This window comes from Sphingobium sp. OAS761, assembly GCF_024168485.1.
Taxonomy (GTDB): domain Bacteria; phylum Pseudomonadota; class Alphaproteobacteria; order Sphingomonadales; family Sphingomonadaceae; genus Sphingobium.
On sequence record NZ_JALJVY010000012.1, the window covers coordinates 135,799 to 160,760 of the forward strand.

Annotated in this window: 22 protein-coding genes and 2 tRNA genes; 14 read left to right on the forward strand and 10 right to left on the reverse strand. The window is 61.6% G+C overall.

Features of this window, described 5'->3' with window-relative positions; all coding sequences use genetic code 11:
- Window positions 1–72 precede the first annotated feature (72 nt).
- Genes J3E64_RS16570 through J3E64_RS16585 form a run of 4 tightly spaced genes read left to right on the forward strand, consistent with a single transcriptional unit; the run spans window position 73 to window position 3,926 of the window.
- Entirely contained in the window at window positions 73–1,386 is a 1,314-nt protein-coding gene (locus tag J3E64_RS16570) for a glutamine synthetase family protein (protein WP_253344141.1), read from the forward strand.
- Between the two features lie 5 nt (window positions 1,387–1,391).
- The gene (locus tag J3E64_RS16575) at window positions 1,392–2,150 is read left to right on the forward strand and encodes a type 1 glutamine amidotransferase (RefSeq protein ID WP_253344142.1); all 759 of its coding nucleotides are present in this window, start codon (window positions 1,392–1,394) and stop codon (window positions 2,148–2,150) included.
- On the forward strand, window positions 2,147–3,418 hold the full coding sequence (locus J3E64_RS16580; protein WP_253344143.1) for a cytochrome P450: 1,272 nt from the start codon (window positions 2,147–2,149) through the stop codon (window positions 3,416–3,418). Before J3E64_RS16575 ends, J3E64_RS16580 begins: the two co-directional genes overlap by 4 nt.
- Before the next feature lie 43 nt (window positions 3,419–3,461).
- Window positions 3,462–3,926: a hypothetical protein gene (locus tag J3E64_RS16585; RefSeq protein ID WP_253344144.1), complete on the forward strand. Its 465-nt coding sequence runs from the start codon at window positions 3,462–3,464 to the stop codon at window positions 3,924–3,926.
- Between the two features lie 448 nt (window positions 3,927–4,374).
- Here the strand turns inward: J3E64_RS16585 and J3E64_RS16590 are convergent.
- A tRNA-Val gene (locus tag J3E64_RS16590) sits at window positions 4,375–4,449 on the reverse strand.
- Between the two features lie 129 nt (window positions 4,450–4,578).
- Between J3E64_RS16590 and J3E64_RS16595 the strand changes: the two genes are divergently transcribed.
- A complete protein-coding gene (locus tag J3E64_RS16595) occupies window positions 4,579–5,910 on the forward strand; it encodes a dicarboxylate/amino acid:cation symporter (protein WP_253344145.1) in 1,332 nt (443 codons plus the stop codon).
- 4 nt (window positions 5,911–5,914) lie between these two features.
- Here J3E64_RS16595 and cpdR read toward each other — a convergent pair whose 3' ends face one another.
- Entirely contained in the window at window positions 5,915–6,292 is a 378-nt protein-coding gene (gene cpdR / locus J3E64_RS16600) for a cell cycle two-component system response regulator CpdR (RefSeq protein ID WP_253344146.1), read from the reverse strand.
- A gap of 121 nt (window positions 6,293–6,413) precedes the next feature.
- On the opposite strand from cpdR, the gene J3E64_RS16605 reads away from it, so the two are divergent.
- Window positions 6,414–7,307: an N-formylglutamate amidohydrolase gene (locus J3E64_RS16605; RefSeq protein ID WP_253344147.1), complete on the forward strand. Its 894-nt coding sequence runs from the start codon at window positions 6,414–6,416 to the stop codon at window positions 7,305–7,307.
- Here J3E64_RS16605 and J3E64_RS16610 read toward each other — a convergent pair whose 3' ends face one another.
- Together J3E64_RS16610 and J3E64_RS16615 are read right to left on the reverse strand one after the other, a co-directional pair.
- On the reverse strand, window positions 7,308–9,197 hold the full coding sequence (locus J3E64_RS16610; RefSeq protein ID WP_253344148.1) for an acyltransferase family protein: 1,890 nt from the start codon (window positions 9,195–9,197) through the stop codon (window positions 7,308–7,310). It lies immediately after the preceding gene.
- Window positions 9,198–9,575: 378 nt separating this feature from the next.
- Complete coding sequence (locus tag J3E64_RS16615) at window positions 9,576–10,493, reverse strand: diacylglycerol kinase family protein (protein WP_253344149.1); 918 nt, start codon at window positions 10,491–10,493, stop codon at window positions 9,576–9,578.
- Window positions 10,494–10,564: 71 nt separating this feature from the next.
- On the opposite strand from J3E64_RS16615, the gene J3E64_RS16620 reads away from it, so the two are divergent.
- The gene (locus J3E64_RS16620; protein WP_253344150.1) at window positions 10,565–11,458 is read left to right on the forward strand and encodes a metallophosphoesterase; all 894 of its coding nucleotides are present in this window, start codon (window positions 10,565–10,567) and stop codon (window positions 11,456–11,458) included.
- A gap of 32 nt (window positions 11,459–11,490) precedes the next feature.
- Here the strand turns inward: J3E64_RS16620 and J3E64_RS16625 are convergent, their stop codons facing one another.
- Window positions 11,491–12,357, reverse strand: coding sequence for a class I SAM-dependent methyltransferase (locus tag J3E64_RS16625; protein ID WP_253344151.1), 867 nt, complete (start codon window positions 12,355–12,357; stop codon window positions 11,491–11,493).
- Between the two features lie 41 nt (window positions 12,358–12,398).
- On the opposite strand from J3E64_RS16625, the gene J3E64_RS16630 reads away from it, so the two are divergent.
- The 5 genes from J3E64_RS16630 (at window position 12,399) to J3E64_RS16650 (ending at window position 14,884) form a co-directional block, all read left to right on the forward strand.
- Window positions 12,399–13,148 (forward strand): ComF family protein, encoded by a 750-nt coding sequence (locus tag J3E64_RS16630; protein WP_253344152.1) that lies wholly within the window; start codon window positions 12,399–12,401, stop codon window positions 13,146–13,148.
- A gap of 50 nt (window positions 13,149–13,198) precedes the next feature.
- Window positions 13,199–13,456: a glutaredoxin 3 gene (grxC, locus tag J3E64_RS16635; protein WP_253344153.1), complete on the forward strand. Its 258-nt coding sequence runs from the start codon at window positions 13,199–13,201 to the stop codon at window positions 13,454–13,456.
- Between the two features lie 5 nt (window positions 13,457–13,461).
- Window positions 13,462–14,292 (forward strand): carbon-nitrogen hydrolase family protein, encoded by an 831-nt coding sequence (locus J3E64_RS16640; RefSeq protein WP_253344171.1) that lies wholly within the window; start codon window positions 13,462–13,464, stop codon window positions 14,290–14,292.
- Window positions 14,289–14,774 (forward strand): DUF1178 family protein, encoded by a 486-nt coding sequence (locus tag J3E64_RS16645; protein ID WP_253344154.1) that lies wholly within the window; start codon window positions 14,289–14,291, stop codon window positions 14,772–14,774. The genes J3E64_RS16640 and J3E64_RS16645 overlap by 4 nt, the downstream gene beginning before the upstream one ends.
- Window positions 14,775–14,807: 33 nt before the next feature.
- Window positions 14,808–14,884, forward strand: a tRNA-Arg gene (locus tag J3E64_RS16650).
- Here J3E64_RS16650 and J3E64_RS20865 read toward each other — a convergent pair.
- Complete coding sequence (locus J3E64_RS20865) at window positions 14,835–16,475, reverse strand: recombinase family protein (RefSeq protein ID WP_367398641.1); 1,641 nt, start codon at window positions 16,473–16,475, stop codon at window positions 14,835–14,837. The genes J3E64_RS16650 and J3E64_RS20865 overlap by 50 nt on opposite strands.
- Window positions 16,403–16,660, reverse strand: coding sequence for a hypothetical protein (locus tag J3E64_RS16665; protein ID WP_253344157.1), 258 nt, complete (start codon window positions 16,658–16,660; stop codon window positions 16,403–16,405). The genes J3E64_RS20865 and J3E64_RS16665 overlap by 73 nt, the downstream gene beginning before the upstream one ends.
- A 455-nt stretch (window positions 16,661–17,115) precedes the next feature.
- Between J3E64_RS16665 and J3E64_RS16670 the strand changes: the two genes are divergently transcribed.
- The gene (locus J3E64_RS16670) at window positions 17,116–19,704 is read left to right on the forward strand and encodes a tetratricopeptide repeat protein (protein WP_253344158.1); all 2,589 of its coding nucleotides are present in this window, start codon (window positions 17,116–17,118) and stop codon (window positions 19,702–19,704) included.
- A 168-nt stretch (window positions 19,705–19,872) separates the two neighbouring features.
- On the opposite strand, the gene J3E64_RS16675 is transcribed toward J3E64_RS16670, so the two are convergent.
- Both J3E64_RS16675 and J3E64_RS16680 read right to left on the reverse strand, forming a co-directional pair.
- Window positions 19,873–21,489 carry a type IV secretory system conjugative DNA transfer family protein gene (locus J3E64_RS16675; RefSeq protein ID WP_253344159.1) on the reverse strand — a complete coding sequence of 539 codons (1,617 nt, stop codon included), beginning with the start codon at window positions 21,487–21,489 and terminating at the stop codon, window positions 19,873–19,875.
- Between the two features lie 75 nt (window positions 21,490–21,564).
- Window positions 21,565–21,987 (reverse strand): hypothetical protein, encoded by a 423-nt coding sequence (locus tag J3E64_RS16680; RefSeq protein ID WP_253344160.1) that lies wholly within the window; start codon window positions 21,985–21,987, stop codon window positions 21,565–21,567.
- 134 nt (window positions 21,988–22,121) lie between these two features.
- Between J3E64_RS16680 and J3E64_RS16685 the strand changes: the two genes are divergently transcribed.
- Complete coding sequence (locus tag J3E64_RS16685; protein WP_253344161.1) at window positions 22,122–22,991, forward strand: toll/interleukin-1 receptor domain-containing protein; 870 nt, start codon at window positions 22,122–22,124, stop codon at window positions 22,989–22,991.
- A gap of 36 nt (window positions 22,992–23,027) precedes the next feature.
- Here J3E64_RS16685 and J3E64_RS16690 read toward each other — a convergent pair whose 3' ends face one another.
- Window positions 23,028–24,500 carry a hypothetical protein gene (locus J3E64_RS16690; RefSeq protein ID WP_253344162.1) on the reverse strand — a complete coding sequence of 491 codons (1,473 nt, stop codon included), beginning with the start codon at window positions 24,498–24,500 and terminating at the stop codon, window positions 23,028–23,030.
- Window positions 24,501–24,962: the final 462 nt, after the last annotated feature.

Below are 24,962 nucleotides of genomic sequence, written 5' to 3' on the forward strand. Positions count from 1 at the left end.
ACCTTTCCTTCTGAGATGCTCGTGCAGAACTAGCGCGCGCACCGTCGGGGAGACTTTGCAATGGGCGTGGATATGCCAGATCGGTTTGCAACTGTGGCGGTCGTCGATACAAACGGCTTGCTGCGCGGGCAGAAGGTTTGCGGGTATGACCTGCCGGCAATCCTGGAAGGCGGGATGGGAATGTCCCCGGCACAGCTCGCGCTCGATCCGACCGACGTGTTCCTCCACCTGCCGGGCGTGACCGACGACACGTCGGACTATCATGACAGTCGTCTGAATGTGGATCGGACAAGCCGGGTGACCGTGCCCTTCGAGGCGCCTCAGGACAGCGGCTTGTACTTTGCCGAATTTACCGGGGACGCGCAGGCACTCTGTCCCCGCAGCGTGCTGCGCCGGATCGTCGGCCAGGCCGAAAGGGCCGGATACGCGGCGACGCTGGGGATCGAACTGGAATTCACCCTGTTCGACGAGACGGCCCGGACCCTGTCGGAAAAGGGCTTCGACCAGCTGCTCACCGCCACCATGCACGCCTCTCATGATCTGGTCATCTACCAGGCCGCTCAGTCGGAGTTCTATGGCGCGGTTGCCGACATGTGCGACACGTTGGGCGTGCGTCTTGCCAAGATGCACGAAGAAATCGGCGGCGGATTCATGGAGGCGTGCATTCGCGCGGCGCCGGCGATGTCGGCCGCTGATCAGGCCGTCCTGTTCCGTAATTTCGTGCGGGTGCTGGCCATGCGGCGCGGCCAGACGGTGAGCTTCATGCCCCGCTGGTCGGAAGAGGCGGACAGTCAATCGTCCCATATCCATGTGTCGTTGCGCGACCGCGCCGGCGAGTCCGTTTTCTGGGATTCATCGGCACCGCACAACATGTCGGAAACATTCCGTCACTTCCTGGGCGGGTTGCAGCAGTTCCTGCCCGACGTGATGTTGATCTTCGCCCCGACCGTGAACAGCTGGCGCCGTTTCGCCGAGGGAACATTTGCCCCGCCTGCCTTCACCTGGGGAATCGAGAACCGCACGACCTGCCTGCGTGTTGTGGGTGAAAGTCCGGGTTCGCTGCGGATCGAGAACCGCCTGCCTTGCTCCGACTCCAATCCGCATCTCGCGGCGGCTGCCACGATCGCTGCGGGGCTGGCGGGCGTTGCCGGGCGGATCGAGCCGGACGAACCGGTGGTCGGGAATGGCTTCGTGACCGAGCGCGGACGGCGATTGGCTGAGTCGATGGATGCGGCCATCGCAGCCATGCGCGAAAGCGAATTTGCCAGTCACTGGCTAGGTCAGCGCTTTGTCGAGACATTCACCGCATCGCGCCATTCGCAGCTCGAACAGTTTCAGGGCCTGTCGCTGGTCGACGAGCGGCGTCGTTTCTTCGAGCTGGGATGATCGCCATGACGACCATTGGTATCCTCGAATGCGGGCGCAACAAGCCGGAATGGATTGCGAAGCACGGTGGTTTTGCGGACTGGTTTCCGCCCCTGTTGCACCCTGTCGATCCGGATCTGGCCTTTCGGGTCTGGCGCGTGGTCGATGGCGAGCTGCCCGACGCACCCGATGCGTGCGACGCTTGGCTGCTGACCGGGAGCCCCGCCAGCACATATCAGAACGCCCCCTGGCAGGACGCGCTCAGCAGGTTCGTGATCGCAGCGCGTGAGCATCGGCCGCTGGTTGGCATCTGCTACGGCCACCAGCACCTGCATGCCGCGCTGGGCGGGCAGGTGGCCAAGGCGCCCTATTGGGGGGCCGGGATCACTCGCTACACAATCGACCGCCAGCCAGCCTGGTTGCAGCATGCGGGCGAGGAGCCTGCGCCGGACGTCTTCAGCCTGATAGCCTTGCATCAGGATCAGGTCACCGTGCCTGCCCCGGGCACGCAGGTGCTTGCGTCCAGCCCGGACTGTCCGCTGGCCGTCACCATGATCGGGCCCAACATCCTGACCTTCCAGCCCCATCCGGAAATGACGCCGGCCCAGGTGACCGAAATCTACGATCTGCATCGCCAGGACATGGGTGAGGATATCTGGCGACGCGCGCAGGCGAGCCTGGACGGGCCGCGCAACCAGCAGCTGGCCGCCCGATGGATTGTCGACTTCATCCGTTCCGACCCGGCGCCTTTCCGCCAGCCGCAGTCCAGTGGAGACCAGGCATGACCATAGCCCCGACCACGCATCGCCCGACCACCGCGCTTGACCTGTCGGACGCCGGCAACTGGCACGCTGCCGTCCCGCGTGCCGAATTCGCCCGGCTGCGGCGGGAAGCGCCTGTGGCATGGAATGAGCGGTACGATGGTCATCGCGGTTTCTGGGCGGTTTCCGGCTATGAGGAGATCGGGCTCGTGTCGCGCGATACCGCCCGATTTTCCTCGCGCGAGGGCGTGATCAGCCTCGACGATTTCGACAATGCGCAAAGCGATGCCCGCCGGACGCTGTTGGAAATGGACCCACCCCAGCACACGGCGATGCGCCAGATTACCGCAGCGGGCTTTGGTCCCAAGGCGATTTCGCGGCTTGAAGCCGATGTCCGGCGGCGCACGATCGCCTTGCTGGACCAGTTGGTGGGCGCCGGGCCATTCGAAGCGGTGAGCGCGCTGACCAAACAGATCCCGATCGTGACCTTGTGCAGTATCCTTGGTGTGGACGACCGGCGCCGCGACGACCTGGTCCGGTGGAGCGACTTGCTGATAGGATCGGACGATCCGGACTTCGTCGATCCTGCTTATTCCCACTTTACGCTCGAGGAGCGCCGGATGTTGCCGTTCGGCCATCCGGCATCGCTCGATGCCTTCGCCCTGGGGCGCGAACTGGCGGACGATCGCCGCCGTGCGCCACGAGACGATATCGTCACTCTGCTGGTGCAGGGCGAGGTTGACCAGCGCCCCCTCAATGCCGAGGAATTTCTCAACTATTTCCTGATGCTGGTGGTGGCCGGCAATGAAACCACCCGCCACACCATGTCGCATCTGCTTGTCGCCCTGGCCGAAAACCCCGGCGAGTGGGCCCGCTTCCGGCGCGACAGGCTCAACCCGCGACTGGCTGTGGGCGAAGCGCTGCGCTGGGCTACGCCCGTGCATTTCGTTCGGCGGGTGGCGGTCGCCCCTGTGGAACTGGCCGGCACGATGATCGCCGCGGGGGACAAGGTGGCGATGTATTTCGCATCGGCAAACCGGGCCGAAGCATGGTTTGACGAGCCCGACGCGTTCCGTATCGATCGCGCTCGCAACCCGCACATGGCCTTCGGCGGCGGCGGCCCCCATTTCTGCCTGGGCAATTTCGTAGCGCAGCTGCAACTGCGCGTGCTGCTGGAAGAAATGGCAACGCGCGTTGCCGCCGTAGAACTGGTTGGAAAACCCTCGCGATTACGCAGCAATCACGTCAATGGCGTCAAATCGGTTGAGCTGCGACTGCACGCGGCTAGTTAGGATTTCGGCGTGGCGGGCATAATGGGTGACCAGAAGCCCCACTATGTCCCGACGCAAGGACCCGGCGATCACGGCTGATTTTCTCGACCAGCTTCTGGCCGGCAGCGATGCGGTTGCTGCTCTCGATCCGCCTGGAATCATGACGCATGTGAGATGCGAGACAATCCCCACCTTTCCCAAAAGAACAAAGGAATCGACGAGCGCCCGGTTCCGGCCGCTTTCAACCGATCCCGCTACTGACCTTGCTGCTCTGGTTCATGATGCGCTGTTCGGCTGGCTGGCCGCCGACGACCATATCCACCTCAAAAATCTCGGGCTTCTCAGGATCACCGCGCCGGATGCGACGGCTTTCACATCGTCTCACGTTGCGCCGCCTGATGAGCGGTTCCGACGCACCTCTCACGGGTTCGGCAGTGACCGTATGGCGCTCAGGGCCAATGGCAAGGATGATGGACTCGCGCGCCGAGGTACGGATCGAAAGCATGTGATCTTTTCCGGTCGCATGTGAGACGCGCCTCCGCCGCACGGATTTATCCGCATTTATGAAGTCGGGGTACGCCATGTTTCGTGAAGAGGTGGCACATTCCGGTGCACGCACGGCGTCGACCATGCTGGGCTGAGAAAGAGTGCCACGAAACTTGAAGGGGTGGTGCGTGTTCCGGGGGATCGCGGCCTCTATGGAGCTCAGAGGCAGCGGTTCGTCTTCTGTTTGCAGGTAAGATTTCCTGCTTTACGGCGACACCGCGGAATCGAGCTGGCCGTCAGTCGTTGACTAGGCATCATGAGGCTTTGCGCGACCATGTCCACCAGGCACGCGCGAATGGGGATTTCGACGGCCTCGCGCGGCATTTTCATGCCCCAAATTTGCCCAGGAAAATCGTGGGCAATGCGGGAGCCGCCGCCACCATCAGGCCAACAAAAACCCCGCAAAACCATTGGTTTTACGGGGTTTTCGATGGTGGGCGTGGCAAGGATTGAACTTGCGACCCCTGCGATGTCAACACAGTGCTCTACCACTGAGCTACACGCCCACGGGAGTTGCGCCTTTAGCGGGGGCATCCGGGGCACGCAAGCGGGAATTTGCATGGCGCGGCCTATTCTTCTGGACACTGCCCGGTCCGGCCATATGCTGCGGCGCAAATAAGGGGACGCCGACCGACATGATGCCATCGCCCACCTCGCCGGTTCAGGCCGCGCCGCGCCTGCCCTGGTATCGCCAGCTCTATGTCCAGGTGCTCGTGGCGATTGCGGCCGGCGTCCTGATCGGCCATTTCTTCCCGGAATCGGGCGTGATGCTCAAGCCCCTTGGCGAAGCCTTCATCAAGCTGGTGAAGATGATCATCGCGCCGGTCATCTTCCTGACCATCGTCACCGGCATCGCGGGAATGAAGGAATTGGGCGCGATCGGCCGGGTGGCGGCGAAGGCCTTCGGCTATTTCCTGACCTTCTCGACCCTGGCGCTGATCGTCGGCCTGATCGTCGCCAACGTCGTGCAGCCCGGCGCGGGTCTCAACATCGATCCGGCGACGCTCGATGTCGGCCGCGTGGCCGACTACGAGCATCAGGCGCATGAGCGCACGCTCACCGGGTTCCTGATGAGCATCATTCCCGCGACGATGGTGTCGGCCGTGGCCGACGGCAATATATTGCAGGTGCTGTTCGTCGCGATCCTGTTCGGCATCGCCCTCACCATGATCGGCGACAGGGCGACGCCGCTGATGACGGTGCTCGAATCGGCGAGCCACGCCGTTTTCAAGCTGGTATCCTTCCTGATGAAGGCAGCGCCCGTCGGTGCTTTCGGCGCCATGGCCTTCACCATCGGCGAATATGGCGTCGGTACGCTCGCCAACCTCGCCGGGCTGGTCGTGACCTTCTACCTCACCTCGCTGCTGTTCGTCCTGGGCGTGCTGGGCACGGTGGCGTGGTTCGCGGGCTTCAACATCCTGCACCTGATCCGTTATCTGAAGGCTGAACTGCTGCTGGTGCTCGGCACTTCCTCGTCAGAAGCCGCGCTGCCCAGCCTGATCGAGAAGATGGAGCGCGCGGGATGCCGCAAATCGGTGGTCGGGCTGGTCGTGCCGACCGGCTACAGCTTCAACCTTGACGGCACCAACATCTACATGACCCTGGCGGCGCTTTTCATCGCCCAGGCGTGCAACGTCCATATCGGGCTGGAGGATCAGATATTGCTGCTGCTGGTGGCGATGATCTCGTCCAAGGGCGCGGCCGGGGTGACCGGCGCCGGGTTCATCACGCTGGCGGCGACCCTGTCGATCGTCCCGTCCGTGCCGGTGGCCGGCATGGCGCTGATCCTGGGCGTGGACCGGTTCATGAGCGAATGTCGCAGCCTTACCAATTTCGTCGGCAACGCGGTGGCGACGGTGGTGGTTTCCGCGTGGGAAAAGGGGCTGGATCGCGAGCGTTTCAACGCAGCAATGGCCGGCATCGCGCTCGATCCGACCCCGGATATGGAAGAGGTCGTGCCCGACTGACGGGTCAGTTCAGTCCCGAAACGCTTTCATTGCCGAACATCCGTTCCACCTCTAGCACCAGGTCGCGCAGGTGGAACGGCTTGGACAGGACCTTGGCCTGCGGCACGGCCTTGCCCGCCTTCAGCGTGACGGCGGCAAAGCCGGTGATGAACATGATGCGCATGTCGGGCGCGACCTGCGCTGCGTGCTGGGCCAGTTCGATGCCGTCCATTTCAGGCATCACGATGTCGGTCAGCAGCAGGTCGAACCGGTCGGAACCGATATGGGGCAGGGCTTCCGCCCCGGTCGAAACCGCCTCCACCTCATAGCCCGAACGCTCGAGCGCGCGCGCCAGATAGGTGCGCATGCTCTCGTCATCTTCTGCCAACAATATCCGAACCATTGCCCCCGCACCTTTTCCCGCCGCTCGTCCCTGGCTGGCGTGAGGGGTGGATATATGCGACAAGGCGTAAATATTATCCAGCGGAGTAACCATTTTTACGCCGCCGGTGAAAGGAGGATCGTTGCCGCCCCCCGTGCCGCACACCCCGACGCCCGATGGGCGGGCGTTCGACCTGCACGGTCCGGCGGTTCCCGCATCGCCTCTCATCCTGTCCGTTCCCCATGCCGGGCGGGATTATTCCGCCACCCTTCTGGCACAGGCGAGAACCGGCATCGACACATTGCGGCGGTTGGAGGATCGCTGGGTCGATCATATCGCCGCGCCGCTGGTGAACCGCGGATTTTCCGTACTGGTGGCGCGTGCGCCGCGCGCCATGATCGATCTCAACCGGCACGACCGCGAGGTCGATCCGGTCATGGTTGACCGGTTGCCGCGCGATACGACCTTGCACAGCAGCGCCAAGCTGCGTGGCGGCCTGGGCCTATTGCCGCGCCGGTTGCCCGGCGTCCCGGAACTGTGGCGCGGGCCGCTGCCCTGGGCCGAGGTGCAGCGGCGGATCGATACCGTCCATCGCCCCTATCACGCCATGATCGCCCGGCTGATGGCGGCCGCGCGCGACGCGCACGGCCATGCCATCCTGGTCGACCTGCACTCGATGCCGCCCCTGCCGCCGCCCGCAGCGGGCAAAAGCGCGCCGGGTATCGTCCTGGGCGATCGTTTCGGACGCAGCGCCGCGACCCGTCTGCTGACGCTGGCGGCGGACGTGGCGGCCGGACATGGCGTTTCGACCGCGCTCAATCATCCCTATGCCGGCGATTACATGCTCGACCGGCATGGACGGCCGGATCGCGGCATGCATGCGATCCAGATGGAGATCGACCGCAGCCTCTATCTCGACCCGGCGCTCGACCGGCCGGGGCCGGGACTGGATCGGATGCAGGCCGTGCTGGCGGGAATCGTGGATGCGCTGGCGGTCGAACTGCCCCGGTCGGGCTGGCCGCTGGCGGCCGAATGATCAGCTGCCGCCGGCAATGACCGCGCGGGCGCCCGCCATGCTGAGATGATGGGAATCGAAATAGAGCGGCCGGCCGTCGCGCAGGATGGCGCAATATCGCTCCCTGCACAGGGTCGCCATCGGGTCGATCACGCGCACGCCCCGCGTCCGCCATCGCGCGAAGAGCGTGCGCAGATGCCCGGTCCGCGCCTCCACCGTCGCCCGCTCCACGCCGCGTGCCTGGTCCAGCCGGCCAGCACGCGCCAGATGGGCCAGCCGGCGCGGCACGTCGAAGGGTTGCGGCGGCACCGGACCGATGATCGTCACCTGCCGTCCCGTCGCCCGGATCGCGGCGACCGTCGCACCCAGCCGGTCGACGAAGGCGCGGTCGTCGAAATCGCCATTGGCCCAGAAGGCGGCCAGATAGACGCGCCGGATATGCGGGTCGGCGCGCAGGGCGGCAAAGGCAGCGCGGTTGGCGGCGGCGCAGCGCGGGTCCTTCGCCTGATAGCCCAGCACCGGCGGGCAGCTCGACGTTGTCCGTTCGATCAGCGACCGCCCTTCGGCCCGGGCCACCCCGGCCAGCGCATGGGCCATCTCGACCCCATGGCTGTCGCCCCATAGCATCGCATCGGGCGGGACGTCCGCTCCCAGCACGCAGGGCGCGGCCCCGCGCATGAAGCTGTCATGGCATCGCTTGCGGTCCGGGCTGATGTCGTTCCGCCCAGCGGCCAGCGCCAGCACCTCGGGGGAAAAGCGGGACGGCCATCCGCCCGCCTGCATCAACGCGCCCGACAGCGCGGACAGGATCAGAACCGCCGCCGCCGTGCCCTGGAAAACGCGCTGTCGGCTGACGCGCCCGGGATCGCGGAAGGGACGCTCGACATAGCGCCAGGACAGCCAGGCGGCGATGAAGGAGGCGACGATGACCATGATCCGCGTCGACCCGGCAAGCGGCGCGTCGGTCGCATATTCGGTGAACACGATCAGCGGCCAGTGCCAGAGGTAGAGCGAATAGGACAGCAGGCCGACCGCAACCATCGGCCGGCACGACAGCAACCGGCCCGCGGAGGTGCCCGGCGCGCCGTGGATCAGCACCGCGGCGCCGGCGACCGGCAGCATTGCAGCGGCTCCGGGGAAAAAGGTCGTGCTGTCGTAGCAGATGACGGCAGCCGTGATCGCGGCGATGCCTGCCCAGCTCAGCGTTTCGGCCAGCCAGCGCATCTTCACGGCTGGCGCGGCGCCCAGTGCGAGCAGCGCGCCGGCGAACAATTCCCACGCGCGCGTGGGCAGCAGGTAAAAGGCAAAGCCGCTGCCGTCGCGCGCCATCAGCGCGCACAGTGTCAGCGACGCCGCTGCCGCCGCACCCACCGTCGCGAGCCGCCAGCGCGGCGCGAAGCGGGCCAGCAGCATCAGCGCTACGGGGAAGCCGATATAATATTGTTCCTCGACCGCCAGCGACCATGTGTGCAGCAGCGGCTTCACATCGGCGCCGCCGGCGAAATAGCCGGTGTCGGTGAAGAACCACAGGTTGGAGGCGAACAGGCTGGCGGCGAGCGCCGATCGCGGTACGCCCTCCAGGTCTCCGGGCAGATAGAGCCAGGCCGCAAGGCCCAGCACCGCCACCATCATCAGGGTCAGCGCGGGGATGATCCGGCGGAATCGGCGTTCGTAGAAATGGAACAGCGAAAAGCGGCCCTCATCCACTTCGCGCGCGACGATTCCGGTGATCAGATAGCCTGAAATGACGAAGAAGATGTCGACGCCGACATAGCCGCCCGAAAACCCGGGGACATGGGCATGGAACAGCAACACGGGCAGGATTGCGAGCGCGCGCAAACCGTCAATGTCGCGCCGATGGCGAATCGGGCGGGTTGCGGCGTGATCCAGAGCGGGGGCCGGGCCGTGCATTGGCGCGGGTTTAGGGAAAAAGCCCTGACAATCTCTTTATCCTGCGAGTCCGCACATATCGGCCCGACTCGCGATCCTGCAGCATGCCGTAGCGTCGCACCGATCGTTTCGGGTGCGATTGCGTGGCGCGCAATCGCGGTTTCACCCTTCGCATTTGTCAAAATGTGGCGCCGCGGCCACAGCGAAGAGGCCTTTCAGGCATCCTCTCCTAAAACTTCCAGGCTGATCTTCGGATCAGCCTTTTTTTTGTCATCCGGTCGGGCTAGAAGGCTCACGCCAAAGCCGCGCCAACATAATATCCTGAGGAGAGGTGCCGCCGGGAAAACCGGCAGAGGCGAGGCCAGGCATGGGGGGATTGAGTGAGATGCTCTCCCCCCATCATTTTTTCCCCGAAGCATCCTTGTCGTCGTCGGGCACGGCTACTTCAATGGCGCCCGGCGCGATCTTCACGGTGACCGGCGTCCTTGCCAACACTTCGCCGTCGATGGATATGCGCTGGCGCGGACGGGTGTCGATGCGGAACTGGGTCCCGTGAAATTCGACCGTATGGGCATTGCGGTCGCGCAGCTTGAAGAATTTGGCGTACCAGTCCCAGGCGAGACGCGGCTTGCTGCGGCCGACCACCGCCTGCACGACGATTTCGCCCGTATCGACGGCGGCATCGTCCGACAATTCCACGCCGCCATGATAGGGGCCGTTCAGCACCCGGACTTCGGTTGACCAAAGCCGGTGTTCCTGCCCGCCATCGTCGATGGTCAGCCGAAAGGCGCGAAAGCCGACCGAGCATTTCGCCGCCCAGAGCAGATAGCCGATCCGGCCCAGATAGCGTTTCAGTTTGTGCGGAACCGTCTGTCCGATCATCGGCGACAGGCCCAGCGAGGCGGCGTTCACGAAATAATCGCCGTCCACCATGCCCAGGTCCACCCGCCGGCGTCGGCCATTGGCGATGGTTTCCACCGCCCCGTCGAGGTCGAGCGGCAGGTCCAGCGTCCGGGCGAAGCTGTTGGCGGTGCCCAGCGGGAGTACGCCGAACACGATGTCCCGCCCAACCAGTTCGTCCACCGTGCCCGACATGGAGCCGTCGCCGCCACCCACGATCACCATCGGTGCGCCGCTCGCCACCGCCTCCCGCACCGTCTCCGCCAGCTTTTCGGGCTGTTCCACGGCATGGGCGGCGATCAGCCGGACGCCCGCCGCCTCCAGCTTCCGCCTGGCCTGGGCGAACAGATCCTGTCCGCGTCGGCTATGGGCATTGACGATCAGGACGGCGTCCTTGGGCAGGGGCTTTGTTTCCATGCCGCAATAACTCGGGTCGAAGGATTAGGGTCCGGCAAGGAAACCATCGCCGGAGGATTCGTTACTCCTGCATGGCCCGTATCGCTCATCTGTCAGACATTCACTTCGGCGCGCATGATCAGAAAATCGTGGATGCCGCCACGGCCTGGCTGGAACATCGCCGCCCGGACCTCGTCGTCATCAGCGGTGATTTCACGCAGCGCGCACGGGTGGACCAGTTTCGGCAGGCCGCCGCCTGGCTAAACCGCCTGCGCGCTGCGGGGCTGCGCACCCTCGTCATCCCGGGCAATCATGACATCCCGCTCTACGATGTGGTGCGCCGCTTCACCGCGCCGCTGCACCGCTATGAAAAATATATCAGCAACGACCTGTGCCCTTTCTACGAAGATGACGAGGTCGCGATCCTGGGCATCAACACCGCGCGTTCGCTGACGATCAAGGACGGGCGCATCAACCATGACCAGATGGACATGCTGCGGGATCGCTTTGCGGGCGTTGCCGCGGCCAAGACCCGCATTCTCGTCACCCACCACCCGCTCTTTTCCATGCCCATCGGCAAGGGCGGGGAATGGAGCGAGGCGGTCGGCCGCCATGACGATGCCGTCCGCGCCGCCTGCCAGGCGGGCGTGCACCTGGCCCTGGCCGGTCACTTTCATCGTACCTATGCGGAATCGGCGCGCAGGATGGTGGAAAATAGCGGCGGCGCGCTGGTGATACAGGCCGGCACCGCCACCTCCACCCGGCTCCGCAACGCGGAACCGCAAAGTTTCAACTGGCTGCATGTCCGCCGGAACAATGCGATGGAATTGCAGGTCATCGTCTGGGACGGCGCCGCCTTTCGCCGCGCCAGCCATGTCGCCTACGACCATGACGGACAAACATGGTCCTCGCACGACGTGACGGACTCGCCGATTGTGAACAAAGCCGACATGCAAAGACTTGAAACCGGTGTGCCCCTGCGCTGACGGCGCACAGGGCGCCCGATCCATGTTTGGCCCTATTTCGTATCCGCCTCCTTGAGCGCCGCCGCGAGCGACATGGTCGCGCTGCCGCGTCTGGCGGGCTTCGCCTGGCTGGGATCGGGCTTCCAGCCGGACAAATAAATGACCGCGATCTGCTCGGCCGTCCGCCCGTCCGGATCGGCGGCATCGGCGAAATGAGCGGCGGCGCGCAGCAGCACGTTGCGGGTCAGCGGCGGCGCCCCCGCCCGCAGGACATTGCCCGCGCCCATGCCGCGCAGCTCGTGCATCAGCCGCATGATCTCTCCATAGCGCACGCCCAGCGTTTCCCCGTCCGCCACCGGCATCGCATAGCCTGCGCGGCTCAGCAGATCGCCCGCGGACCGCACGTCGACCTGCGGATGGACATGCTGTCCCGGTCGGTCGCCTTCGCCTGCCAGCAGTGCGGCCTTGAGGCGGGGCAGGCTGCCCGCGCCCGCGAATGCCGCCAGCATCAGCCCGTCAGGCCGCAGCATGCGCCGCATCAGGATCAGAGCGCCCGGCAGGTCGTTGACGCTATCCAGCGTGCCGCAGGCGACGATCAGGTCGAAACTGTCGTCGGCAAACGGCAGGACATCCTCGTCCGCCTGCACACCGCGCGCCGATCGCGCCGCCAGGAAACCGGGATCGACGCAGGCGACGCGCTTGCCCATTGCCTCCAGTGCGGCCCGGGCGCTGCCGTCCGGGCATCCGATGACCAGCGCTTCGGGCAGGTCCCGCTGCACCGCGCCCAGCCGGTCCACCAGTTCTTCCAGCATCGCCCGATACAGGAAATCATGTGCCGCAAAGCACGGCATCATCCGGTCGCGGCTCCGCGCGCGTCGGGCACGGTCGAAAATGTCTGGGCGGGCGTCGGCGGCGGTCATGGCAGGCCTTGTGCATCGGGGGCGAAGCGCGGACAAGGCACATGATGCCGCTCGTCCCGCTTCTCAAGGCCGCCATCGCTCCGGCGGTCGATTTCGCGCTGCCGCCGCGCTGCCCGGGTTGCGGTGCCATCGTGGCGCAGGACCTGGCCTTCTGCCTCGCCTGCTGGGACGGCATGGAATTCCTCTCCGACCCCTGCTGCGCGCGTTGCGGCCTGCCTTTCCCGCATGAGATGGGGCCGGGAGCGGAATGTGCGCGCTGCATCGCCGATCCGCCGCCCTGGGATGGCGCGCGGGCCGTGCTTGCCTATGGCGACATCGCGCGAACCGTCGCGCTGCGGCTCAAATATGGGCGGCGCATCGGCCTGGCGCGGCTGATTGCCCGGCACATGGTTCGGCATGTCCCCGATGGCGTGGACGACCCGCCGGTCATCGTGCCGGTGCCGCTGCATCGCTGGCGTCTGTGGAACCGGGGCTTCAACCAGTCGGCTCTGATCGCCGATCATCTTGCGCGGATTACCGGATTGCCGGTCGATCGCCATGCGTTGCGCCGGGTGAAGCGCACCCGGCCCCTGCGCGGCATGAATCCGAAGGAGCGGGACAGGGCGGTTCGTGGCGCCTTCGCGCTCACGCCAACTCACGGGCTGGCGGGCCGGCGTGTGCTGCTGATCGACGACGTCCACACCAGCGGCGCGACGGCGGCGGCGTGCGCGCGGGCCTTGCGCCGGGGCGGGGTCCGCCACGTCACGCTGCTTTGCTGGGCGCGGGCGCTGCCGCATGACGGGCCCGATTGACAAAGCGGCGCGTTCTTCCAATGTCGGATCATAAGGAGCATGACAGTCTGATGGCCAACGTCGAAATCTATACCAAGGCATTTTGCGGTTACTGCGCGCGCGCGAAATCCCTGCTGGAAAGCAAGGGCGTAGCCTTTGAGGAATATGACATCACCATGGGCGGAGCCCGGCGCGACGAGATGCTGGACCGCGCGCCCGGCAGCAGCACCGTGCCGCAGATCTTCATCGACGGCCGCCATATCGGCGGCAGCGACGACATGGCCGCGCTCGACCGCTCGGGCAAGCTGGACCCGCTGCTGGGCCTTTGACCCTCATGCGCGCCGCCCTGTTCCAGATGACCAGCGGGATCGATCCCGCCGCGAACGCTGACGCGATCGCGGCGATGATCGACCGCGCGAAGGGGGAGGGGGCGGATATGCTCCTGACCCCGGAAATGGCGGGCTATCTCGACCGTGACCGGCGCCGCGCGGCCGACACGCTGCGAACGCAGGCGGATGACCGGGTGCTGGCGGCCGTATGCGAAGCGGCGGCGCGGGCGGGTCTGTGGGTTCATCTCGGCTCGCTGCCGCTCAAGGGTGAGCGGACCGACGGGCGCTGGGTCAATCGCGGTTTCCTGATCGACGATACCGGCGCGATCCGCGCTCATTACGACAAGATCCACCTGTTCGACGTCGATCTGGCCACCGGCGAATCCTGGCGTGAATCCGCCGTCTACGGGCCGGGCGAGAGGGTGGTCGCGGCCGATACGCCATGGGGACGGATGGGGTTTTCCATCTGCTACGACCTGCGTTTCCCCGATCTCTATCGCGCGCTCAGCGATGCGGGCGCGACGATATTGGTAGCGCCCGCCGCCTTCACCGTGCCGACCGGGCAGGCGCACTGGCACATCATGTTGCGCGCCCGCGCGATCGAGGCGGGCTGCTTCATGATCGCGGCGGCGCAGACGGGCACGCATGAGGACGGGCGGGTCACCTACGGGCACAGCCTCGTGGTCGATCCCTGGGGCGAGGTCGTGCTGGATATGGGGGAGGATCCCGGGCTGGGCCTTGCCGATCTCGATCTGGACCGTATCGTGCAAGTCCGCGGGCGCGTGCCCGCCATCGCCAACCGCCGCCCGATCCCTGCCGACGTGAGCATCGCATGATCGTGTTCGACCTGAAGTGCGAAGCGCACGGCCATGTGTTCGAGGCGTGGTTCGGTTCCAGCGCCGATTATGACTCGCAACGCGCGCGGGGCCTCATCCTCTGCCCGATATGCGGCGACGGATCGGTGGCGAAGGCGGTGATGGCACCTGCCGTCGCGGCCAAGGGCAACCGCATGGCGGTGCCCCGGCCCGCTGAAACCTCCGGCGGCGACCAGCCCGTGGTCATGGGCGCGCCCGCCGACCAGGAAAAGATGCGCGCGATGATCCATGCGCTCGCCAAGGCGCAGGAAAAGGTGCTGGAAAATTCCACCTGGGTCGGCCGCGACTTCGCCGATCAGGCTCGCGCGATGCATTATGGCGAGCAGGACCGTGCCAGCATCCATGGGGAGGTCGCCCCGGCCGAGGCGAAGGCATTGATGGCAGAGGGCGTCGAGGTCGCGCCCCTGCCGCTTCCCGTCATCTCCCGACGCGCGAAGAATTGACCCGGCGCCCCGCGCGCAATAGAGCGGGGCCGGGCACCCATAGCTCAGCAGGATAGAGCATCAGATTCCTAATCTGGGGGCCACTGGTTCGAATCCAGTTGGGTGCACCATCTCCTCCCTTCCCCCCGACAAGTCGGATAAAAGTGTGAAAGGTGAGGATGTTAGGGCGGTTCTAAAACCGCTTCCGCGCAGATATTGCAGCTTGTCTGCAAAGGCCAGTTTCAGGACCAGCCTTTTGTGCCTGAAATCGCCGGAAACCCATATTTTGTGCGGGTTTGCGAGGAAGGTCATGGCGGTTCTAAATGATCGCTCGAAGTCCTTAGGCGTTCGGCCCGTTTGGGCGATCCGTTCCCGCAGTTCCGCCTTGCGGGCCTCCAGCCCTTGGATGCGGTTTTCATAGGCTCTGATGAGTGTCGGGCTTTCCGCGTCCATGGCCCGGTCGATAAGCTGGGTCACATTCCCCTCGATCTGGCGGACCTCCGATTCCCATTCCTTCTTGCGGGTCTTGATGCCATCGGCGCGCATATCCCAGAGCTTGCGGAAAACCCCATAGGCCAGCACGAACATGTCGTGCGAAGGGCGCAAGTCTTGAAGGATGGCCTCGAACTCCCCTTCGATCCTGTCGCGGGGAACGGCCTTGCCGTATTCGGAACATTCCTTGCTGGGGCAGTGATAATAGGGATAGTGCTTGGCGCGGCCCTTGGCCCAATAGCTGGTAAGCCGGGTGTCGCAGCATCCGCAGGTGACGAAGCCGCGCAGCGCGAAATCCTCGCCCACATTCTTGCGGGCGGGAACCTTGGCATTGCCGTTGAGGCGTTGCTGGATTTTCTGGAAGGTTTCAAAGCTGATCAGCCCCTGATGCTGGGCCGGGCGTAGCGACACATTCCATTTCTGCACCTCGATATGACCCGCATAGAGAGTCTGATGGAGGATGTCGTAAACACGCTGCCCGTGGACGCGGCCCTTGTGGTCACGCGGAAATTCCGGCTGATCCTCGAAATAGCGCTGCACTTCGGCCTGCGTCTGGAAACGGCCTGTAGCAAAGCCCTGCAACGCTTCGCGCACGATGGAGGCCAAAGGCTCCTTGGGCACCAATATCTTGTTCTTGCCCCGGCCATCGACGACCTCGGCGAACTGATAGCCGATCGGCGGCTGGAATACCCAATAGCCATCGAGGCATCGCGCGCGCATCCGGTTGAGCGTCTGCTCGGCATTCTTCTCGCGCTGGTGCTGATAGGAACTGGCGAGCACATTCTCGACGAAGCGCCCGTCGCTGTCTTCACGGAACTGGTGCGAGGGTGAAACCATGATCGCGCCTGCGCGCTTGACGGCCTCGCGCAATTGCTGGTGGGCGACGACATCGCGCGCGAGACGCGAAAGATCGTCGATGATCACATAGTAGGTTTGCTTCTGGCGGCGCAGGAAGGCGAGCATTTCCTTCATCGCAGGGCGGGTGGAATGCGCCCCGGTGAAATCGTCCTGAAAGACGCGGATCACATCATAGCCGTTGCGGCCCGCATATTCGCGGCAGATGGTTTCCTGACTTTCAAGGCCGTGGCCATCGGTCTTCTGCTTGGGGTCGGACACTCGGCAGTAGATCACCGCCTTCTGTCCATCGGTCGGGTTGCTCATGTCTCCTTCTTTCCTACCCCCGTATCGGCGGCGGCATCGTTGAATATCAGTTCGAGGATTTGATTCCATTCTAACGGAATCAGGGCCGGATCGGAATCAGGATCGACATCTTTTCCCGAGGCTTTGCCCTCAAGGCCCTCGATCACGAACGAGTCGATTATCTGCTCGAATGTTTCAAGCTGGGCGCGGCCCACGGCTTCCGCGATGCCGCGCGCTTCGAAATAGCTTCGAAAATCCTCATAGGATAGCAGCATGACGCGGAACCTCATCCGCGCGAGGCAAAGCCAGCGCGGCATAATATGTTGATCTGTCTGGAAGATTAGCCGCTCATCGCGCCCGTTCAGGGGGGATAGGCACGAAAAAGCCCGCTCGGTGGCGGGCTGTATCAGGGTGCTATTGCGGCTATTTGAGGTGAATTAGAACATAAATGGAACAAAATGTCGAGATATTTCTGGCGCAACGAATTGTCTGTTTTCCGCCCTGTTGTAGTCGTCCAGCACCCTGATCTATGGGATCGAAACCCGACATTGCCATCGTCGCCAGATATCAAATGATCTAGCAAGGCTGGACTGCGCTAGCCTACGCCGTGTGTCGTGCCGAATATTCTCAATACGGGCAGGTCAACATGCAGTGATCGAGGAGTGATTTTCTTCCGGTCGATTGTCGGCTAAGGGTCGTGGACGGTAACCATGCAATCTGGGGTAGGATTTTGAAAATCGAAGAGCAGGCGAAGAACTACCTCCTCAATGCAATTCGCCGTGGAAGTGCGTTTCTCGTATTGGGAGCCGGTGCGTCGAAAACCAGCAAGAACCGCTCCAACAAGGAAGTAGCACTTGGCGACGAGCTTGCCAAAATCGTGGCCAAAGATGCAGGACTTGCCTACAATGGAGAGTCATTGAAAAAGGTTATTGCCGCATGTGTTCCAAAAATCTTGAGCAGAGAACGATTTCATGAAATTTTGATTGAACAATATCGAGGAATTACGCCTTCAAAGGAACTGAAGTCTCTGCTAAAATTCAGCTGGAAGAGACTTTATACTTGGAACATCGATGATTCGATCGCTGCCATTTCTCATTCAGTCCAGCGGCGGCGGCCATACAATGGCATGATTGACAAGGTGCATACCGATCACGGTATTGAGACTCTTCCCGTCATCCATCTGCACGGAGAGGTCGACAAGCCAGAACACGGGTTCATCTTTACGGAAAGCGAATACAACAAAGCGCTGATAGACGGCAAGCATCACTGGTATCGGCAACTTGCTCAGGACTATGTCTCAGGCGTGCCGATCTTTGTCGGAAGCCGACTTGAGGAGCCAATTCTCTCCCATGAGCTAGATCGCGCGCGCCCCGTTGCGGGAGAGCCGCTTGGACAGGCATTCCTCATCTGCCCCGACCAGCTGAGTCCGATAGACTTGCTGGATTTGGAGTCTCGTCAAATCGTCTATCTCAAGGGTACTTTAGCGGATTTTGACGAGCTTCTTCGAAGCGAACTCGGAACATCCTATAGTCCAATCGACATAGCATCGGAATTGAGTGAGTTTGCGGCTAGTACGGTGAAGGCACGCCACCTTGATGAACGATCGGCCATACTTGCGACTTATATCTATCAGCATAAGTACTCAGCAACTCTTGCAGATTCACTGAGTTTCGAGCCGGAAGTCAGGAATGCAGCTTCTCGAAAGTTTCTTGAAGGGGCGCCGCCGAGTTGGCGAATTGCGGTATCGGACACGCCGGTCTGGCTCAAGCAGACAGATGAACTTCTGAAATTCGTTACTAAGTCAATCTTCGACAAAGACCAGATTGCTATGATCGTGGGGCAAGCGGGTAGCGGTAAATCCACCGCGTTGATGCAGGCGCTTCTGCGGTATTCGCAAGATAACGATGACACACCCTTTTATGAAATCCGCGGGGAGGTTCCATCCCTCCGAGCAGCATTGCAACTTCTTTGCGGCACTGTGGCGAGTGAGCATATTGTCGTCTACATCGCCGATGCCTTTGTTTTTGGCGATTCCTTTCGTGAGGACCTTTTGTCAGTGCCAGCCGAGAGGATGACAATTTTCAGCAGCGCACGACCCGGCGAATGGAACAGTCGCCTAAAGCGGCAACTCTCGGATGTCAGTAAGAGTTTCAAGTTCGAACGGTTCGTGCAGCCAGACTATCAACCTCTCATCGACCGCCTGCTAAAATATGTGCCTTCGCCGGCTCTGCTGCGGATGACGGTCGCCGAACGACGTGAGCAACTTGCTCAGTCGAAATCGCAGCTTCTCATCGCGTTGAAGGAAACCACTTTTGCGGAAGCATTCACGGATGTCATTACCAAAGAGTACGAGGGGCTTGGCTCGCTCGACCAGCAAAATCTACTGCTGATCTGTGGGTTGGGATCACTCTCCCGGGCCGGAATAGACCCAGGTGCTGCGCACGAGGCCTACGAAGCGAGTGGTGCAAGCCAGCCTTTCGAAGACGCGGTGAGCGCTCTAGAGGGTATTGTCGTAAAACAGGCAAATGGCCGTCTTTCGGCTCGTCATGAGCTCTATGTTCGTCATATTTTCGATTCGGTAGCCAATGTCGATGAGGTGATGAATGCGATATCAGCATTGCTTCAGACGTTTACCAAGTACGATCACCCAATAATCAAAAATGTAGCTCGGTTTGATGCTGTCTTGTTCCGTTATCTACTAAGTCATAACTTTTTAAAGGATATAGCGAATTCTCATGGATCAGTACGATCAGGCCTGAAAGTTTATGAGAAATTCGATTTGGCGTTTCAGCTAGATGGTCACTACTGGCTCCAATACGGACAGTACCTATCTGAGATTGGCGACTACGACCAAGCCATGGAGATGTTCGACAAGTCGATCCAAGCGTTTCCAGAGAACGAATACGCACAGCATGCACTCGCAGACTGCCAGCTTAAGGTCGCGACGCGTCGCCGATTTTATGATGCCCACACACGAGGGTTAATCTTGAAAGCAGTTACGACGCTTGTCGAACAGGACAAAGCGATAGGAGGGCCCAGCGACCACTACGCTATCGTGACTCTTGCGCACGGCCATGTGGGTGCCTTGGTTGTCCATGGGCAAATGGACCAAGCCCAAGAGGTGGCAAACCAGTACCTGAAACGAATCGGTACGATAAGGCGTGCCAACGACGACGAACTGCTTACAAAGGCGTTTGAACGCTTGCTCAACTTCACGACAGGGCATGGCTGGAGAGAGTCACCATTCGCGTCGACAGAGAGGCGACGACGCGGCCACCGGGGACGAGGAACCCCCCCCTCCACGAGGCAGAGGAAATAGGAAGGATTAACTGTTTGTCATGCTAATTTGAAACTGTTGAGACCTGAGGTCTTGCCAAAGCAACTGCGCCTAGAGTCAATATGGTGCCACTACGGTTGTGCAGTCCTTCTGACCGGAATTCCCGCAAGGCGAACAACAGCTGCCATCCCGAACTCGGCCAACAGTCCATCATGAATTATCTTTCTGCACATAGCGCACCCTCCCATCGGCATATTGCGGGAAATGCGCCAATTCCGGCGGCACGCTGGCCGTGATCACCCGATGCCATGATCCTCCGAACATGCCGGGCAGCTTCACGTGGTCGAGCGGCGGATGATAAGGATTGGGCAGCCACAGGCCGTTGAGGCTCTTGGTCGTGTAGTAGGGGTATTTGTTGGCAAGTATCGGCGGTACGTCCAGCCCGGAGATGAAGCTGATCATCTGGTCGTCGGGCATTGCCAGTATCTCGTCCGGTGTCATGAGCGCCCGCTGCATCTTGGCGCGCGATGCCGATGCCTCGCGGTAATGCATATAATCATAGGCGGCCTGTCGCGGGTCTTCCCCTTGGAAGAATCGGCGCTTGGCCTCGCGCTGCATCCGGATCGCATTCTGCTGCTGGAGCCGGTCGTCATATTCGAGCGTCTCATTGCCCAGCATATGCGTGATAAGCTGTGCGGTCGGGTAATCGCGAACGCCGAAAAAGCAGCGCCACTGCGCCGAGCCAATGAATCCCGTGATGGCCTCGCGCCCGAAATTGCGGGCGATCTGGTCGATGTCCTGAAACACCGCGATCGTGCGCACCCCTTCGCCGCGCCCGATGGTGAAGGCATTGAGCAATTCCTCGAAGCGGCCCAATTGCCCGGCCTCATCGATCAACATGGTAAGGCGGCGGGCCTGCGGCGCGCGCGCCTTGTAGAGCATGGCGACGGTGAACATCAGCCGCAGCACGGGTGCCCATTGCGGAATGTTCCGGCGCGGCACCATCAGGAACAGGCTGGTAAGCTGATCGGATGTGAGGTCGCGCAGCGAGAAGTCGGGATTTTCCAGCGCCGCGCACAACGTGGGATCGTTGAGGAAAGACAGATGCGCCTTGATCGTCGAATAGATCAGCCCGAACTCGTTGGAGGTCGAATGGCGCTGCGCGGTCCAGATGTCGACACCGGCGGCGGTGACATCGCCGAAGCATGACCTGTCCATGGCTTCGAGTTGCTTTGCCCAAACTTTCGCGTCGGAGCGGATCGCCTGAATCATGCGCCAGAGCATCGGCATGGTGACATAGCCATGTTGCTCGACCAGCGATTTCAGCAACGCGGTAATCCATTCGCGCGCCTTCTTTTCGAAATGATGCCCGGTGTTGCCGCCGTTGCCGACCAGCGGGATCATGCAGTCGGCGAGATCGGCGCAGTCGCTGTGGATGTTGGAACTGGAAAGCGTCAGCACATCGAGGGGGTTGGTCGCGTGGCTGACCATGCCGTGCAGATGCGTGGGGTTCCAAAGATATACAAACGCCTTCCAGCGAATGAAGCTGGCAATGGTCACGGCGGCGAGTTCGCCCTTGGGATCGCAGACCAGCATGGGATACATGCCGCCGCGCAGGATCGTCTCGATCAGCCAGTCACGGCCTTTGCCCGCGCCCGAGCCAGCAATGACGATGCCGGGGCTGTCTGATTTGAGGAAAAGGGCGCGGTCGCCTTTGTAGCCTGTGAACAGGCCATCCTTGGTGAACAACCCGGCGCGTTCGATCTCGGTATCGTTCGCCCAGCGCGCCACGCCAAAGCGCAAATCCTCGCGGGAGGGATCGATCATCGTTGCCGCTTTCGATGGATGGGAAAAGAAAGGGCGGGAGTTTCCCCCCGCCCTTGGCCGCGCCTCCTGCGCTAGCTACCCGTGATGGCAGCTACCGATCAGGAACAGGACCAGCAGCGCCAGTCCGATCCAACCCCACGGATCGGGTTCCTTCTTGATCTTGTAGATGCGACCCACTTCCTCGGCGGTATATTTGCTCATGACGGTTCTCCGGTCCTCGATAATGCCGCTTGGATCAGCGGAATGAGCATCGGATAATCCAGCTTGGCCGCTGGTCTGGGGGGATAGGACGGTTTCCGCCGACTTTGTTTCTACCGGCGGGGCAGTTCGCGCTTGCTGGGCGATCGCGCGCAGCTCGTCGGCAAGCTGGTCGACCTCATCAGGCGTAAGATCAATGTCAGCATACCAGTCGAGCGCTTCGACTATGGTGACATGTTGCCCGCTCACATACGCGTCGATGACGCGGCGATCGGTAAGGCGTTCGAAAATGATGGTCATGGCAATCTCCTGCTCGGGTGGATCGCAGCAGGGTAGTTCCTTCGAACGCTTCGTTTGGCGGGATAGCGCTTCGTCAAGATTCCCCTTATGTTCTGATCGGCATTCCGCTACATTGGGCGGAAGGAGAAGAAGTGATGTCGCAGTTGAATACGGCCCGTAACAATGTCGCTCGCGTTCAACGCGAAATGGCTGATTTGCGATCAAAGGACGCACAAGAGGCACGCAAGGAAGCGGATTTGACGCAGAAGTTGGCTCGGGCGACGCGTGATGCTCATGCTGCGAAAAGTCCGAACACACTCACTTCAAAGCTGAGAGATGCGGAGCGGGCTTCGAACGAGATCGCCAATGTGCAAAAGCGCCGCGCTGATCTGGCCAAGAAAATTGCATCCAAGACCTCTGACCTCAATCGCTACCAGCAGGATGTAGCGAGAGAGGAGGAGCGGGATCGCAAGCGCCTGGCTACGGAAGCCAAGCGCTTGGAAGACGCTCGAGCGCGGCAAATCAAGCAGCTAGAACAACGCCTGCAAGATCATCAAGAAATCATCGGCTCCTCAACGCAGGTGGTTAGCGCTGAGGATAACGCCCAGCTGTCATACGACGTTTTTATTAGCCATGCCTCTGAAGATAAAGAATCGTTCGTTCGGGCACTGGCTGACCGGCTGACACAATGCGGTCTTACTGTCTGGTACGACGACACAACATTAAAGTGGGGAGACAGCCTGCGTCGAGAAATAGACAAAGGGCTTGCCCGCTCCCGGTTCGGCGTGGTCGTGCTATCTGAAAGCTTCTTCCGAAAGGAATGGCCGCAGCGGGAATTGGACGGCCTCGTTCAACTGGAAACGGCGGGGCGTTCGCGCATTCTTCCGATCTGGCACAAGGTGTCTAAGGATGAGGTAGCAGCATTTAGCCCCACGTTGGCGGACAAGGTGGCCCTCAACACCGCCGTAATGACGCTCGATGAGATCGTCGCAGAACTGCGATTGTTGAGCGGGGTCGAGGCCTAAGCTATTCAAACACGCTATCCGGAGGGTGCTGGTCGGCTATTCGCGTAGTCGTTTGCCTTCTTCTATCAGCCAATCAAATTCCGAAACACACCTACCTGCATCTAAGCCTTTATGATCCATATAATCATTGAGAACGTGCAACCTGGCTTCAGTAGATGGCCAGCCTCGGGATATGAGAAAACTTACGGAGCTGTGTAGATCTATCGCTCGATTGCGGTGTGCCCAATAATCGCCGGTCGCAGCTATCCAGTCGGATTGACGCTCGACCGCCGCTCGGATTGCATCTTGCTCCAGGTGATGCATCGCATTTGGTTCAGGCGATCCGACCAGCCTCCGCAGATCATCGGATGTGAAGCAGTCTTCCGTTGCACCGAATTCTGTCGCTTTCGTTCCAATCTGGCGACAATCTTGGCACACAAGAAACGGCATGTGCGTTCGAAGCACGATATGGCTGGTCTGATGTCGCGCACGATGGAACAGGTTTTGAAGGTCGGTTTCCGCCTCAAAGTCTCGCAATTCGTGGATTCGCGCGGTCCAGCGGCCCTTGTTCGATTTTCTCAGAATTTGCTGCTTGCTGCGATCGCAGATCGAGCATCGCCAATCATGTCCTGCCGATTTCCAAGGCGGGGACGAGGCAAGCTGCCGATCAATCTGCTGAAATTCGGCAAGGGTGGGAGCGACGACTGATCGCTTGCGGTCGTGGCCTCGCCCTGTGTTCACTCCATCCACGCCGCGAGAACGGCGCATAATCGCGTCGCTCAAATCTATCCGCTTGCCCTGAATGCGTGCCGACTCAAGCACGAGGCTATTGATGATCGATCGGTCATCTCGCTCCCAATACCCTTGGGTAGCCGTACGCTGTTGGTCATGCAGACCTGCATGAATCCGTTCAGACATCGTTCGGGCGAAAGCTACGCGATCATAAAAAATCGGCGCTGCCAATTCCCACGCCTTGCGCCCAGCTTCAACTATCGGAACATGGGGCTTGTTCGCTTCCGGCATGATGAATGTCGCGATCTCGCTCGGCGAGAAGCTGAAATTGGGATCAATGACTCCTCCCAGCGCAGCCTTCATCGCGCCTTCTACCTGATTGCAGTCTGCACAAAGCAGCGTTGGCTCAAACCGAGGGATCATCCGGAAAAGCGCCACCTTGGCGGCAACACGGCTTTGAATCTGCGTATCCGACAAATCCTGCGGTAACCCTTGCTTGAAGATCGACTGTGCCAAATCGCTTAAATGATCATGATGCCTGTCGAGTTGACAAAGGAGGACGTTCCCGTTGACGATGCGGGCAATTGCCGATTTTTGCCGTTGGCAACTTGGGCACGACCAGCGCTCCCAAGTGTCAGCCCAAGCCTCGTTGAGTTTCAACTTGCTTGTCTTGAAGCGAGCGAGCAAGGACTTGGTAGTGGCGCTCCACTGACCGTCACGGGCACGCATCAATGGAAGCCGTTGCATTTCCTCGTCATTGAAACGGGCGATATCCGGAATCTCGATTGTAAGCTGCATTCACGCAAGATCGCGCCTAGGCAGGCTGTTGGTCAACTTCTCATATGACATATGCATGGTTCGAGTGCAGGGTGGAGAGGCAAATCTCCAAGCCTCTGCCGCGCATCAAATCCGCGCAGGGTTTGTCGATGGGGTTCGGGGAGAAGCGAAGTTTCCCCGTTGGCGCTGATCCGGCCCTGTCCATAAGGCTGCATTTGCACCGCTTGGACAGGGAGCGGGAAGCGCCACGAGCCGGGGGGATGCAACGGGAGGCGCGCAGCGGGCCGCCCTTGCCAAGGTGTCGTGGTACTACCACGAACATCTTGCGATCAGCACTATTCGCGCTCGATCAAAATATTATGGCTTTGGCGGCAAAAATCGAACTTTGAAGTTGGACACCTCGAAAAACGCTGGCCTTTGAGGGGTAGATTTGATTCACTTGGCCGACGCTGTGGCGGAGGCAGGAATGGCAGGACAGCCGGG

Bases quoted from the DNA above. Each gene is read 5' to 3' on its own strand.
- J3E64_RS16570 (WP_253344141.1), top strand. From the start codon at position 73: ATGCCAGATCGGTTTGCAACTGTGGCGGTCGTCGATACAAACGGCTTG.
- J3E64_RS16575 (WP_253344142.1), top strand. From the start codon at position 1,392: ATGACGACCATTGGTATCCTCGAATGCGGGCGCAACAAGCCGGAATGG.
- J3E64_RS16580 (WP_253344143.1), top strand. From the start codon at position 2,147: ATGACCATAGCCCCGACCACGCATCGCCCGACCACCGCGCTTGACCTG.
- J3E64_RS16585 (WP_253344144.1), top strand. From the start codon at position 3,462: ATGTCCCGACGCAAGGACCCGGCGATCACGGCTGATTTTCTCGACCAG.
- J3E64_RS16595 (WP_253344145.1), top strand. From the start codon at position 4,579: ATGATGCCATCGCCCACCTCGCCGGTTCAGGCCGCGCCGCGCCTGCCC.
- cpdR (WP_253344146.1), bottom strand. From the start codon at position 6,292: ATGGTTCGGATATTGTTGGCAGAAGATGACGAGAGCATGCGCACCTAT.
- J3E64_RS16610 (WP_253344148.1), bottom strand. From the start codon at position 9,197: ATGCACGGCCCGGCCCCCGCTCTGGATCACGCCGCAACCCGCCCGATT.
- J3E64_RS16615 (WP_253344149.1), bottom strand. From the start codon at position 10,493: ATGGAAACAAAGCCCCTGCCCAAGGACGCCGTCCTGATCGTCAATGCC.
- J3E64_RS16620 (WP_253344150.1), top strand. From the start codon at position 10,565: ATGGCCCGTATCGCTCATCTGTCAGACATTCACTTCGGCGCGCATGAT.
- J3E64_RS16625 (WP_253344151.1), bottom strand. From the start codon at position 12,357: ATGACCGCCGCCGACGCCCGCCCAGACATTTTCGACCGTGCCCGACGC.
- J3E64_RS16630 (WP_253344152.1), top strand. From the start codon at position 12,399: ATGATGCCGCTCGTCCCGCTTCTCAAGGCCGCCATCGCTCCGGCGGTC.
- grxC (WP_253344153.1), top strand. From the start codon at position 13,199: ATGGCCAACGTCGAAATCTATACCAAGGCATTTTGCGGTTACTGCGCG.
- J3E64_RS16640 (WP_253344171.1), top strand. From the start codon at position 13,462: ATGCGCGCCGCCCTGTTCCAGATGACCAGCGGGATCGATCCCGCCGCG.
- J3E64_RS16645 (WP_253344154.1), top strand. From the start codon at position 14,289: ATGATCGTGTTCGACCTGAAGTGCGAAGCGCACGGCCATGTGTTCGAG.
- J3E64_RS20865 (WP_367398641.1), bottom strand. From the start codon at position 16,475: ATGGAATCAAATCCTCGAACTGATATTCAACGATGCCGCCGCCGATAC.
- J3E64_RS16665 (WP_253344157.1), bottom strand. From the start codon at position 16,660: ATGCTGCTATCCTATGAGGATTTTCGAAGCTATTTCGAAGCGCGCGGC.
- J3E64_RS16675 (WP_253344159.1), bottom strand. From the start codon at position 21,489: ATGATCGATCCCTCCCGCGAGGATTTGCGCTTTGGCGTGGCGCGCTGG.
- J3E64_RS16680 (WP_253344160.1), bottom strand. From the start codon at position 21,987: ATGACCATCATTTTCGAACGCCTTACCGATCGCCGCGTCATCGACGCG.
- J3E64_RS16685 (WP_253344161.1), top strand. From the start codon at position 22,122: ATGTCGCAGTTGAATACGGCCCGTAACAATGTCGCTCGCGTTCAACGC.
- J3E64_RS16690 (WP_253344162.1), bottom strand. From the start codon at position 24,500: ATGCAGCTTACAATCGAGATTCCGGATATCGCCCGTTTCAATGACGAG.